Source organism: Photobacterium leiognathi, from assembly GCF_030685535.1.
Classification (GTDB): domain Bacteria; phylum Pseudomonadota; class Gammaproteobacteria; order Enterobacterales; family Vibrionaceae; genus Photobacterium; species Photobacterium leiognathi.
The window spans coordinates 1052780-1065872 of record NZ_CP131599.1 but is presented as its reverse complement, the minus strand read 5'-3'; the positions used below and the strand labels follow the sequence as shown (position 1 = coordinate 1065872).

The following is a 13093-nucleotide window of genomic DNA, read 5'->3' as shown; positions in this document are numbered from 1 at the left end:
TCTTTCGCTGTTTAAAGAGTGGTTGAGTGAAATCAACAATTATTGAGAATGATATAAATGCTTTTGTCTCAGTGAACTAATCTTAAATCAATGGTTCTATGGAAGAATGTGTAGGTGCATTTTGGGAGTGTGGTTATTTCTTCAGCGATTTACTGTTAAATATTTTTCACGTTTAACAGGTCAAAATATTGTGGTATTGAGTGGAATATATATATCTTTAAGTTGGTTACTCTTATTTGTCTCAGGAGAGCATCAACTCAGTGATTCATTTTCGACGTTTTTCTATTACATCGTTGTTACGGCTTCAACGGTTGGGTATGGCGATCATTCCCCTGAGTCGACACTAGGAAAATGGGTCGCAGCACTGTTTATTATCCCCGGTGGATTAGGATTATTTGCTATTGTTGTTGGCAGAGTTGCCACAGTGTTTGTCACTGTGTGGCGTAAAGGTTTACTCGGTAAAAGGAGTATTAAAATGGAACAACACATCTTATTGTTGGGTTGGAATGGAAACAGAACTTTAAGCATGTTACGTATGTTGCTTCATGAAGAACATGGACGCCGTTCCATTGTGTTGTGTTCACGATCGGAAATTGAAAACCCGATGCCAGATAAGATTGAGTTTGTACGAGTGAGCAGTTACACCAACGTAGAAGAAATGGCGAGAGCGAATATTAACAAGGCGAGTTGTATTATCGTTGATGCATTACATGATGATGTCACACTAACAGCTGCGTTATTTGCTGCAGGGCAAAACCCTAATGCCCATTTACTGGCATATTTTGATGATGAAGGACTAAGCCAATTACTAAAATTACACTGTCCTAATGCAGAATGTATTCCCTCTGTTGCTATTGAAATGTTAGCCAAATCAGCTGTTGATCCGGGTTCAAGTCTTTTGCATCAGGAATTATTGAGTACCGATAAAGGGATGACGCAGTATGCGATTGATTATCCATATACACAACAACAAACGACATTTTCAGCATTATTTGAGCATTTTAAACACCGACATGATGCAATATTGATTGCTTGTGATAGTGGGCACGGTATTCAGGTGAATCCGCCATTATCACTACCGATTTCTCCTGATACGCGTTTGTTTTATATCGCTGATGAACGGGTAAATAACATGACTTGGCCTGAAGTGTAATTGACTCATTTTTGTGCAAGTAAGCTTATTCTTGGTGCTTTGGTACTCATGGGATAATTAAATATTTCATGTTTTTTTATTAACTATTTGTTTGTTAAGCTTTATTTGATATTTACTATTTTGGCATAGTGACTGCATTAGTATTAATGCACTTTCACTATAGATGTTCGGCATTGGCGCCTATCTTTCCTTGGGATAGGTGTTTTTTTTATTTCTGGATGTTGATTATTGTTAAGGAAAACCTCGACTGGCAAAAACATAAAATCAACATACCCTTAGTGGGGGTGATGCGAAGGAATAATACGAAATACATTTTACACGACTATACGTAAAAGGATTATTACTCATCACTTACAAATCTCATATCATCTGAGATTGTTTAGGATTCATCGCAGTGATTTAGTCAAAGACGCAATCTTTATTTTTAATGTATAGCGGCATTTCCTTACGCCTTGTTGCACCAATATCAAAATATCGAGCGGTGATGGAAGATAATGAATGATAATTCCAAGGCTGTTGTTTGTTAATAGACTGAAAGAGGTACCTGCTTGACTATACGCTCTTTGTTGATTTCTTCGACACGCATTAATAGATAATCTTTGAAATTGGCACATCGAGCAGGCATGTATTTGCGAGGTTTATAATAGAGGCTTAATTCAAAGTCGCTGCTAACATAGTTGTTAAGTACCGATATCAAACGATTTTCTTTTAATTCTTGATGGATCAAACTTAAGGGAAGGTACGCAATACCGCCGCCTGCCAAAGCGATATTTTTGAGTATTTCACTGTCATCGGCTTCAACCGTTCTTGGTATCTGTACCGAATTGTATTCACCGTTTTGCTCAAAAATCCACTTATTACCGCCAACTAACGTCGTGGCAAATAAACATAAATGTTGTTTAAGATCATTAGGAACGATGGGTTCACCATAACGTTGAATATAGCGAGGCGAACAACACGCTTTAAGGGGCTCACTGAATAAAGAACGCTTTACCAACAAGCTATCTTTATCTTGAAAACCACGATAAGTCGCATTTGCTCGTATAGCGAAATCAACTTCATGGACGTTATCGACTTCAAACGCCGTTTCAATAACAACAAAGCTAATGTTGGGATTATCACTGAGATATTCACCAATGATTTGACTGAGAAAGTGCTTGGCAAAGAGTGGGGTACTGGCAATTTTAATGGTGCCAATATCTTCATTGCCGAGATTCTGGATTTCATTTACTACATCAGTGATTTGAGTGTTAATGTGACTAAATTGCCTAAACAGTAAATCACCTGCTTGTGTTGGTGTGATCTTACGCGTTGTACGTTTAACTAAACTGACCCCCATGCATTCTTCAAGCTCAGTTATCCAACGACTGCCTGCCGAAGGAGAAATGCCATATTGCTTTGCAGCATCGGTGAGAGAGTGGCAGCGTACGACATGAAGAAAAAAAACGATTTTATCTAACATTCGCATTCCTTGCTTAGTTAAAAGAACATCCTATTGATATTACGACTTATCATAACGGGATGACTCATGTTTTAAAGATAGCAAATATGGAAATTTAGACGTTTTCTTAATTCTGGAACGGTATTTGATTATATCTGCAAGAGTGAATTGCTTTTATGCAACTACGAGTTTAAATGCGTTATCTACGCTTATAGTAAGCCGTAAACATTAGCGCTTATTTATTTGGGGATAACGATAAGTACATATAGCAAGTATGTGTTTTTAAGAGGGGTAGTAAAATGCTAACTGATAAGGTTTGTCTAGTAACCTATGGAGCTCAAGGAATTGGTCGCTGTATTGTTGAAACCTTCGCTAATCAGAATGCAAAGCATATTTTTGTTTGTGATATGAATTTAGGTGCGATGGCAGATTTAGAACAACAATTTCCTAATGTGACAGCACTTGAATTAAATGTTTGCGATAGAAAGCATGTTTCTGAAACTATTACCAAAATTGCAGAAAAGTACGGAACGATTGATGTCTTAGTTAATAATGCGGGTATCACGCGTGATAACTTAATTGAGAACATGACAGAGAACGATTGGGATCTGGTTATTGATGTGAACTTAAAAGGCGTGTTTAACATGACACAAGCCATTGCGCCTTTAATGATGGCAGCAGGTTCAGGCTCAATCATTACCATGTCATCGGTAGTGGGGACTGACGGAAACATTGGTCAAACCAATTATGCAGCGACCAAAGCTGGTGTGATTGCGATGACCAAGTCATGGTCGAAAGAGTTCTCACGTAAAGGTGCCAAAGTACGTGCAAACTGTGTAGCACCAGGATTTATTGAAACACCGATGACGGTTGATCTTCCTGAAAAAGTGATTGACCACATGGTTACGAAGACACCGTTAAAACGAATGGGAGTAGCAAAAGATATTGCTAATGGTGTGCTATTCCTTGCCAGCGATAACTCAAGCTTTATTACTGGGCAAACACTGAAAATTGATGGTGGTCTTGTAATTTAGCGATTATTCATACTTTCTCCCTTAGCAAGAGCTAGGGGAGAAGTATTATGTCGAATCTGAATATAGCTTTAATGGTTGCGAGTTTTTTAACGCCATATCCGGTGTTTTGTCAGAGAAATGTAAAATATGCGGTGAGTATGCATTATTTCAATGATTTCTAAATAAAAAGCATTAAACTGCATTGACTTATGTTGCTAGGAATTACAGATTGTCCAACTTCTTCACTTTCCATATAGGGATCATGTGCTTAATACTGCTCATTTTCGCTATTGCATTACTTTATCGCTCAATGCAAAAAGAAAAAATATGGTTAAGTCGCGCAGCATTGCTACTAATGGTACTGAGCGGTGGCATGTTAATAGCTAAGCAATATCAAGATTATCTTTTCTTTTCAGAGCATTTAGATAACCGCCATGAGCATAGCGGCTTTGCTGATATTCAATAAGCTAATAATGAATAAAGAGTCTTATTAACACATGGTCGCAATAGTGACGCGGTTTGAATGAAATAGGGCATAAATTTCCATTCCTACACGTAAGTTCTCTTCTATTAAGTCATGATTATCAACAAGTGCACAAATAGCGATATTTTCTGTTAATGAGATCGTTACTTCTGTTGATTTCATATCTTGTACCAGCGTTGTGATTGTTCCTAATAGCTGATTATCAAAACGATCACGTTTACCGTGGATCAAATTACCTTCACTACACACAGTGACTGCTGGGCCTTTGATCAGTGCCACCACATCTTTATTCTCTTCTAGCTGAAGCTTTATTGTACTGCCGTGAGTGATTTTAGCTTGAATGGCATGAGTAGGCGTGATTGCAATGGTTACAACATCATGCAAATCATGACGTTCAATATGACTGATATGACCAAAGAACTGATTACGCGCACTGGTTTGTAGCGAAAAACGTGACATAACGCTTAATAGGCTATCCAGTGGCGCACTATCATCATTTAAAGCTTTCAATCCCATGTCTTGGATTTGATTAAGCAATTGATACATCTGTACTAGTCGTTTACCAAAACGAGTAAGTTCAGCGCCACCGCCGCCTTTACCGCCTTTTTCGCTTGAAACTAAAGGCTCGCCTGCTAAATGGTTCATATCTTTTACAGCATCAAAAGCCGCTTTATAACTGATCCCCGCTTCTTTAGCGCCCTGACTGATCGATCCTGTATTATCAATGGCATTGAGTAATGCAATACGACGAGGATTAGCAAAGGTTTTATTTTCAATAAGAAGAGTTGAGATAGCTGTCAGGTTCATAGCAATATTTTAAATTATAGTTTTCTCTATTTTAGCGCAGTTTATTGGCAAGGCATAATGCAAAAGCGAAGTAACCTTTTGTATTTATTATGTTCTTATAGATTACATAAACGTTAATTTAGAGAGTGTTCAATAGATTACAACGACGTGAGTATAAATCGTGAGTAATCTGCACTCATTTACCATGAGTGCAGAACATTGTTTATTTCATGCAGAAGGGATTACGTTTGGCGATATGATCAGTAAGGCTATAAACCGATTCACAACAACATTGTTCCATCACTTGTTGCAGCTGTTTTTTCAACATATTAATGGTGTGATGACCGCCATGATCACCTAAAGCACCAACGCCATACATAAAGCTACGACCTAAGAAAGCAAACTCAATACCTGTCGATAAAGTACGGGCAATATCAGCTCCGTCACGAATACCACTGTCCATCATAATAGTAATTTGACCTTTGCATTTCTCCATGATCTCAATGGATTTACTGATGGTAGAAGGACCCGCATCTAACTGACGACCACCATGGTTAGAGATGATGATCCCATCAAGCCCAAGGGAAATCGCTTTTTGGCTATCTTCAACGGTAGAAAGCCCTTTAAGCACTAAATTACCTTTCCATTTATCACGCAAGCGAGCGACTTTATCTTCGCTTAAACGCCCATTAAAGGTTTTATCCATAAACAGGGCAAGGTGATGCATGTCCATTGAACCCGACATGTATTTGGTTAAGGTTTCAAATTGTGGTTGACCTTTCTTCAAAGTTGCTAATGCCCAGTGTGGTGAGAGCATGATTTCTACCATATTGCGCCATGTCATTTTAGGCGGCATGGCTAAACCATTACGTATTTCTTTAGGGCGATAGGCAAAAGTAGGTACGTCAGATAGCAAGACCAAGGTTTTGATGCCTGCTGCTTTACAGCGTTTAAGCAAATCGTCAGTAATGGCTTCATCAACAGGATGGTAGAGCTGGAACCATGCTTTACCTTCAGTGATTTCTGCGATTTTTTCTATTGGAGAAGTCGATACCGTACTTAATACAAATGGAATATTTTGTTCAAAAGCGGCTTTGGCTAAGATCTCTGGCGCATTAGGCCAGATAAGCCCTTGTAAACCCACCGGACTGATCCCGAATGGGGCATCATAGGTTTCACCAAATAGAGTGGTTTTTAAAGAAATCGAGTTGTAGTCACGTAGGTAATAGGGAATAAGATCAATTTGGCGAATATCATGAGTATTACGCTTTAACGCCAGCTCGATATTGCAGCCACCATCAACATATTCAAAGGCAAACTTAGGTAGGTTAAATTTCGCTTTACGACGTAGGTACTCAACGTCTGGATAATTGGTATTAAAATAATCCTTCATTTTCGTCATCTCTCTGTGATAGCTGCTTACTAACATAGAGCAAATTAATTGATTATGAATTCTGTATTTAGTATTTCTAATATATGAAAAATGGAATAAAAAAAGAGTTGATAAACAGAAGGTTAAGATTATTTGATGAGTTTGGTTTTATAAATTCCAAAAGAAGGTGAAGTGGGGGGATAAACAAAAGCCTCACGCCTAGTAACTTAACTGTTAGCGACTAAACGTAAGGCTTTATCTAGTTAAAACGATTACTTACCTGCAATGTTGAGGCGAGCAAAACGAATTTTCGGTGCATAGAAACTGCGATTATAATCGTGTTCTAACACATTACTTACCGCATCAATTTCTTTGATCATTTGGTAGAAGTTACCTGCGACCGTAATACCACGTACCGCTTGAATACGTTGACCATCACGACATAAGAAACCACTTGCGCCAAATGAGAAATCACCGCTGATAGCATCTGCGCCAGAGTGAACACCTTGCAGTTCAACAAGCTCTAAATATTCACCAGCAGTGGTATCAGCAATGCTGTTCACACCTTCAGAAATAACCGTGTGACGAGAGCCAACACCTAATCCACCTTTTGCTGAACGTGATGCATTGGCTGTGTTTTCGATACCGAAGTAACTCGCAGTGTGGCTATTGTGTAGCAAGCTATTTAATTGACCTTCACCAACCAGAATTGTATCTCGGGTAGCAAAACCTTCGCTATCAAAGGCTTTAATAGAAAAACCGCCTTCAATATAAGCTTTGTCAGTAATGGTGATAAGTGGGCTCGCCACTTGACTACCAATCGCATCACGCCAAGGGTTAATACCTTTCATGGCTGCTTGCCCTGAGGTAAACATACCAAAGGCACCAAACAAACTGCTAAGTGAACTTAGGGTGAAAATAACAGAGTATTGCTTGGTAGCAATGGGTGAGCCATCAAGTAATGCTGATGCCATATCATAGCCATAGTTAATACAGTAGTTAGCATCTAACTCACTGAACTTACGACCCGATGACATACCACCGTGCATTGCTTGCTTACCGTCTTTTTCAATTAAGCTATAAGCATAACAATAAGTTGAACGTTCACTATGCTGGCAAAGTGTACCTTGAGTATTGGCTAGAATCACATGGGCATCTGATTCAGCAAAGCCATTATATGGCGCACTTTTAGCGTCAGGTTTGCTTACCACACCTTGCTCTAGCGATAGGGCAAGAGCGATTTTTTGATCAACATCGCCGTCATCATCTTGGTAGATCTCGCTTAAATCAGTGCTGATTTTGCTATCAATACAGCTAATGGTTTGATGTGGATCTTGTTGCGAATATTCAGCATTTAACAGCGCGTTATCAACCATCAAATTAAGGCTAGTTGGATCTAATGACTCAGAATAGCTGGTGGCGACACGTTGATCTTTTACCACACGTACGCCAATTACTTGACCTGACGTTACCTTGTATTCATCGAGCTCGCCGTTATTGGCTTTTAGTGAGAAGTTATTGCTGCGATTAGCGATAACATCGGCAGATGCGCCTTTTTGAGTGACACGCTCAAGCACATGGTCGATGGCTTGCTGTAATTTATTTTGATCAGCCATTAGTTACCACCTCCCACAAGAATATTATCAACTTTCAATGCTGCTTGACCCACAGTTGTTGGTACTGAACCACTGACAGAGCCACACATACCTGCCGCAAGCGCAAAATCATTACCAACCATACTGATTTCTTTTAATACTTTAGGACCAGTACTAATTAGAGTTGCAGATTTTAATGGCTTAGTGATTTTACCGTTTTCAACAAGGTAGGCTTCTTGTACTGCAAAGTTGAATTCACCTGTTCCCGGTTGAACAGAGCCGCCACCCATTTTCTTAGCATAAATACCGCGCTCAACACCAGCTAGCATATCGTCTAAGCTGCTATCACCGGGTTCAATAAAGGTATTACGCATACGCGATGTAGGGGCGAACTTGTAAGATTGACGACGACCAGAGCCGGTAGGGGCAAAGCCTGTTTTCATCCCGCCCATGCGATCAACCATAAAGCTAGTCAGTTTACCGTCTTTGATCAGCTGAGTACGCTGGGTTTCCATGCCTTCATCATCAATATTGATAGAGCCCCATTCGTTGACCATGGTGCCATCATCCACAGCATTGACGACTGAATTGGCAATGGTTTCCCCCATTTTATCGTAGAAAACAGAGGCTTTTTTCGCTACCGATGTCGTTTCAAGCAAGTGACCACAGGCTTCGTGGAAAATAACACCACCGAAACCGTTACCAATGATCACCGGCATTTCACCTGAAGGGCAGGCATCTGCAAACAGTTTAACCATGGCTTGTTTTGCCACATCTTGACCTAATTGTTTTGGATCGACTTTGCTATTAAATTCCCAGCCAGTAAATGCGCCCGGAGCTTCATAGCCTGTTGATTGCTCACTGCCGTTTTGTGCCACGGCATTTGCAGAAATACGAGTGTAGTGTCGGGTATCGCCAATGTGTAAACCTTCAGAGTTGAAGATCTCTATTTGTTGTTCACGCTGACCAATATTACCGATGAACTGGCTGATCTTTTCATTTTCAGCACGTGCAGCTTCATCCGCTTGGCGTAAAAACGCAATTTTAGCTGCCATGTTAGCATCTTGGCTTAACGGTAATTGGCAACTGTGTTTATTGGTAAAACGATTTAAGTTCAAGCTACCAGCATTAACGATTTGATCGCGTTTGTCTTTTGCTGCCAGTAGGCTAGTTACACGTTTTAATTCTTCTTCATCGGTACTATTGGTGTAGCCGTATAAGACTTTAAATCCGAAAAATAAACGAATACCGATTCCGAAATCGATCCCTGAGTTGATTTTATCGATCTCACCTGAAATTAACTGAACAGAGTTAGATTGGTGATGTTCAACAAAGAGTTCAGCAAAATCGGCACCTAAAAATAGCGCATGATCGATGACTGCTTTGGCAGTGCTAGGGTTTAGCATGTTTGCTCCCTTATATTTTTATGAGCTCTATTTAATAAACTAGCAGTTTTTTATTGTTTTTTCCTATATTGGTGTAATAGGTATAAACGATTAAATACTGAGTTATCAGTGAGTAACTGTCTTGCGTTACTTGTTGTCCTCTGAAGACAAAATAATAGAGCGAAGAATTTGTTCCAGTTCATCCCAAGGTAAAACTTCACTATCAATCACTTCAATGCGTGATTCAAAACCGTCTAGTGATAGCTCGTTAACCGAAACAACTTGATTTACAACATTAAAGGCAAAACAACCATTTTCAGTATTCACCACTGCTTTCACACGGTTTGCATTCAGGCTTGAGAATAGGCTGAACAGCTTGGAAAACTCAAAGCGTTGATCGGCTGCAAAGAACCAACCACAACTGTGAAATCCTTGACCGTGGTTTTCTTTGCGAATGAATTGTTGGCCCGGTAAAAGCTCAATTTCTGGCTCTGGGGCAATATCGTGGTGGTGATCATCGTGATGATGATGGTGACTATGTTGTGCTTGGCGCTCAATGCGTGGAATATCGAGCCATTCTAGCTCTAATTTACCCAGTTCTACTTCACCAATTAAGGCTTTCTTTGGATCGGCTTGCTCAACTGCAGATTGGAAAGTGAAAAGATCATAATCGTCACATTGGTCAATTTTATTAGCGACTACGACATCAGCAAGTGCAAGCTGATCTTGGAAGTTTTCATTGTTGGTATAGAAGCTATCTGCAAAATGGCGAGGATCGACAAGCGTGATCGTTGCACGTAAATCAACATAATCTTCGTAAACACCTGACGTCAGTTTTTTGATCACTTCTTTTGGGTGACCTAAACCTGTTGGCTCTAATAGTAGGCGATCAGGTTTTTGTGCAAGTAGGGCATTGATGCCCACTGACATAGGTAACCCGGCTACACAGCACATACAACCGCCAGGGACTTCTTTAATAATGGCACCTTGTTGTTCGAGAATTGCGCCGTCTACGCCAACATTACCAAACTCATTGATAAGAATTGCCCATTTTTCATTTTCAGGTTTACGAGCAAGAAGAGAAAGAATTGCAGTCGTTTTACCAGCACCTAAAAAGCCAGTAATAATGTTGGTTGGAATACGTTTCATGTTGTGCTGATCTCTATACGTCTACATCTGTAATTTGTTTATTCTACCGTATGTTACAGGGTTACGGTATCTATTGAGATGGATAAAGAGAATACAAGAGAAATTCTGTTATGGAATTTATCGTTGGAGCTAACCTCATAAATTACCTATGTTTAACTGTACGTAATTTATGAGGTTAATATATTGTATAGCGAAGGAGTTAAATACTCGCTGTGGTTATTTTTGATAAGTTATCATTAAATTCCACTTCTAGGCCTTCAAGCCACTGATAACGTTTTTTATATAATTTTCGTTTGTTTATATCTGGACTTTTTAAATGTTTATGAACTCTTAAAGTGATGTAAAACCATATTTGATTATTCAATCTCAACGTGTTCAAGTTTGTAAGAGATGAGGCGAGAATACCTCACCTTACTCGTTTCTTTTATTATTTTATATGTTATTGCGGTTTGATATCACTGTGGAAAATCAAAATTGCTCGTTAGGCGCTTTAATGACACGTACTAAGAAATGATGGGTTATCCAAATCACTAAAGAAGTGAGTACAACCGCAACAAAGATCGAGCTAAAACGATATAAAATTGAAAAGAACGCATCTTTCTTTTCAGGGACTAAAGCGGTTGTTAGCGGTACGGTTAAGGCTGACATTGCTGAAAATGCAATACTTGATTTAATTGAACCTTGTGCAATCCAACGACAGAAAAAGCCAGCTGCAATGGCGTATGCCATTAAAAACAAGAGGCCATTATTGATCCAAGTATAAAGGCCAAGCTGAATGATCATACCTGCTAAACAGCCAAGAAATGTACCCGTAATACGGATTTTCGCTACTGCCATTGAGCCGATGAGCGTCATTGGAGCGAGCACTATAAAGATTGATGCTTGAGCTGATAGTGAATCTTGTAGGTCACCAAATTGGAACAATAAGAAAGCAATCATGGCGACAATCCAACCTAACGCGGTTTGGCGTAGCATACCAATGCGATCAACACGCTGAGTATTGCTCGCTGCTGGTGGCGCAGGTTGCTCTGATATTGGCTCTGGAAATAAAAAATAAGCCAGTGCAGTAATAGGGGCGGTGACTAATCCACACATCCATAACGTGATGCTAAAATCTTCAATATTAAACCCGGTGTAACTGCCAAAGTTAAACATGATTGAGCCAATTAATAAGCCTGAAAAACCAAATAAATAGGTTTTAGGATTGGTCATCGCAATACATTTACCTAGCAGCATGAGCCCAACAGCTACTGTCATGAGTAATGGATAAGGTTGTAAAAATCCTGAAATTACGGTGACTTGTAACGTTGTCCAGACAATACCAACAATCAACTGGATGATGATAGAAGGTGTCCATCGGTTAGTATTCATCAACACCATAATAGGAAGTAAAGCGGTGAAAAAACCGTACGACCAACCAAAGATCATACTGATCGCAAGTCCTAATACGCATCCGAACCAAATCCGCATTGTTTTCATGTAATTCTCCTAAATAAAGAGATGAGAAAGGGCGATCACTCCGTAAGTGATCGCGTAGCGGTTAGTAGATGTAGTGTAGCCAGCTTGCTAGATGAATTTGAAGACTTGCTAGCGTTTGCCATATAGGATTGTTATCTGGGTAAATGACCACTGTGGCACGAGAGCCAATAAAGAGTTGCTTTGGCAGTGGTGTATCACTATTAAGGTTAACGCGAACACGCTGTGCATCACGTACCCAACGGTTATTCACTTCAACAGCACTTAACTGACCATTCGGAGTTTCCTGTGCGGCAGCAACACCAAAATCACGGTTAGCAATGTGGAAGTTGAACACTTGTCCCGGTAATGCATCGTAAGCAACATAGGCAACTGAGTCTTTGTTGATTAATGCAGTAGACTTTTCGCGAAAATCTGCAGAAACCCACATAGAGTTGGTTGGAATAAAAGTCAGCATTGGGTGGTTAGCGCTTGCCATCGTACCAACATCGAGCTGTAAGTTTGTGATAACGCCATCACTAGGTGCAGTAATTTTGGTATGGGCAAGATCTAGCTCTGCTTGCTCTAACGCATTTTTAGCAGACATCACCATGGTGCTTTCATCTGGCTTTTTACCTAATTTTGCTTGAATACTCAGCAATTGTTGCTGTGCGGCGTGTAATGTTGAAAGTGAGCTACGATCTTTAGTAAGTGCGCTATCTCGCATAGAAATAGATACTAACTTCTTAGCCGCCAATTGGTTAATACGATTATATTCACTATGGGCGTTGTCATAGTTCGCTTTGCTTGTAGCAACATTCGCTTGCGCTGCTTTAGATTGTGCAACTAATGATGTTTCTTGCTCTTTCGCTTGTTGTAATGCCAATTTTGCCCGATCAACAGCTAATTCATATTTACTTGGATCAATGGTAAACAGCACCTCACCTTTAGTGACTTTTTGATTATTTTTAATTTCAACGGATGTGATATTACCTGATACTTCTGGTGCAATTTGCACCACATAGCCACGAACGCGGCTTTCCGTTGTAAGGGGAATGTGTCTATCTGCAACAATGATATAGCCTAGGAAAATAAGGAATAAAATGATGAGGCTTTTCATCCAGCGGCGAAATGTTGTGTCTGTATTAGCCATACTTTTCTCATTATAGTGATCTTTATCACATTATTATATTGAGTACAGATTTGATTAAAAAGATTGATAAACATTACACTTGTGATTCATTTTTAGGACAATGGTAA

At 39.6% G+C, this 13093-nt stretch carries 11 protein-coding genes; 3 read left to right on the top strand and 8 right to left on the bottom strand.

The genetic code is table 11. From position 1 onward, the window contains the following. Nucleotides 1-121: 121 nt before the first annotated feature. Nucleotides 122-1153, top strand: a complete 1032-nt coding sequence (locus Q7674_RS04975; RefSeq protein WP_045062172.1) for a potassium channel family protein — start codon at nucleotides 122-124, stop codon at nucleotides 1151-1153. Nucleotides 1154-1676: 523 nt separating this feature from the next. On the opposite strand, the gene Q7674_RS04970 is transcribed toward Q7674_RS04975, so the two are convergent. Further along, nucleotides 1677-2615, bottom strand: a complete 939-nt coding sequence (locus Q7674_RS04970) for a LysR family transcriptional regulator (protein WP_045062173.1) — start codon at nucleotides 2613-2615, stop codon at nucleotides 1677-1679. A gap of 278 nt (nucleotides 2616-2893) precedes the next feature. Between Q7674_RS04970 and Q7674_RS04965 the strand changes: the two genes are divergently transcribed. Together Q7674_RS04965 and Q7674_RS04960 are read left to right on the top strand one after the other, a co-directional pair. After that, nucleotides 2894-3628 (top strand): beta-ketoacyl-ACP reductase, encoded by a 735-nt coding sequence (locus Q7674_RS04965; protein WP_305421915.1) that lies wholly within the window; start codon nucleotides 2894-2896, stop codon nucleotides 3626-3628. A gap of 208 nt (nucleotides 3629-3836) precedes the next feature. After that, on the top strand, nucleotides 3837-4073 hold the full coding sequence (locus tag Q7674_RS04960) for a hypothetical protein (RefSeq protein ID WP_305421913.1): 237 nt from the start codon (nucleotides 3837-3839) through the stop codon (nucleotides 4071-4073). 24 nt (nucleotides 4074-4097) lie between these two features. Here Q7674_RS04960 and Q7674_RS04955 read toward each other — a convergent pair whose 3' ends face one another. The 7 genes from Q7674_RS04955 to Q7674_RS04925 all read right to left on the bottom strand — a co-directional run bounded on the left by Q7674_RS04955 (nucleotide 4098) and on the right by Q7674_RS04925 (nucleotide 12986). Beyond that, the gene (locus Q7674_RS04955) at nucleotides 4098-4898 is read right to left on the bottom strand and encodes a TOBE domain-containing protein (protein WP_045062177.1); all 801 of its coding nucleotides are present in this window, start codon (nucleotides 4896-4898) and stop codon (nucleotides 4098-4100) included. 202 nt (nucleotides 4899-5100) lie between these two features. After that, entirely contained in the window at nucleotides 5101-6270 is a 1170-nt protein-coding gene (locus tag Q7674_RS04950; RefSeq protein ID WP_045062179.1) for an alpha-hydroxy acid oxidase, read from the bottom strand. 251 nt (nucleotides 6271-6521) lie between these two features. Continuing rightward, complete coding sequence (locus Q7674_RS04945) at nucleotides 6522-7865, bottom strand: TldD/PmbA family protein (protein ID WP_045062181.1); 1344 nt, start codon at nucleotides 7863-7865, stop codon at nucleotides 6522-6524. After that, nucleotides 7865-9250, bottom strand: coding sequence for a TldD/PmbA family protein (locus tag Q7674_RS04940; RefSeq protein WP_045062183.1), 1386 nt, complete (start codon nucleotides 9248-9250; stop codon nucleotides 7865-7867). The genes Q7674_RS04945 and Q7674_RS04940 overlap by 1 nt, the downstream gene beginning before the upstream one ends. A gap of 126 nt (nucleotides 9251-9376) precedes the next feature. After that, nucleotides 9377-10378 carry a CobW family GTP-binding protein gene (locus tag Q7674_RS04935; protein WP_045062184.1) on the bottom strand — a complete coding sequence of 334 codons (1002 nt, stop codon included), beginning with the start codon at nucleotides 10376-10378 and terminating at the stop codon, nucleotides 9377-9379. A gap of 468 nt (nucleotides 10379-10846) precedes the next feature. Continuing rightward, nucleotides 10847-11857 carry a DUF2955 domain-containing protein gene (locus Q7674_RS04930; RefSeq protein WP_045062186.1) on the bottom strand — a complete coding sequence of 337 codons (1011 nt, stop codon included), beginning with the start codon at nucleotides 11855-11857 and terminating at the stop codon, nucleotides 10847-10849. 61 nt (nucleotides 11858-11918) lie between these two features. Then, nucleotides 11919-12986 (bottom strand): HlyD family secretion protein, encoded by a 1068-nt coding sequence (locus Q7674_RS04925; protein WP_045062187.1) that lies wholly within the window; start codon nucleotides 12984-12986, stop codon nucleotides 11919-11921. Nucleotides 12987-13093 lie beyond the last annotated feature (107 nt).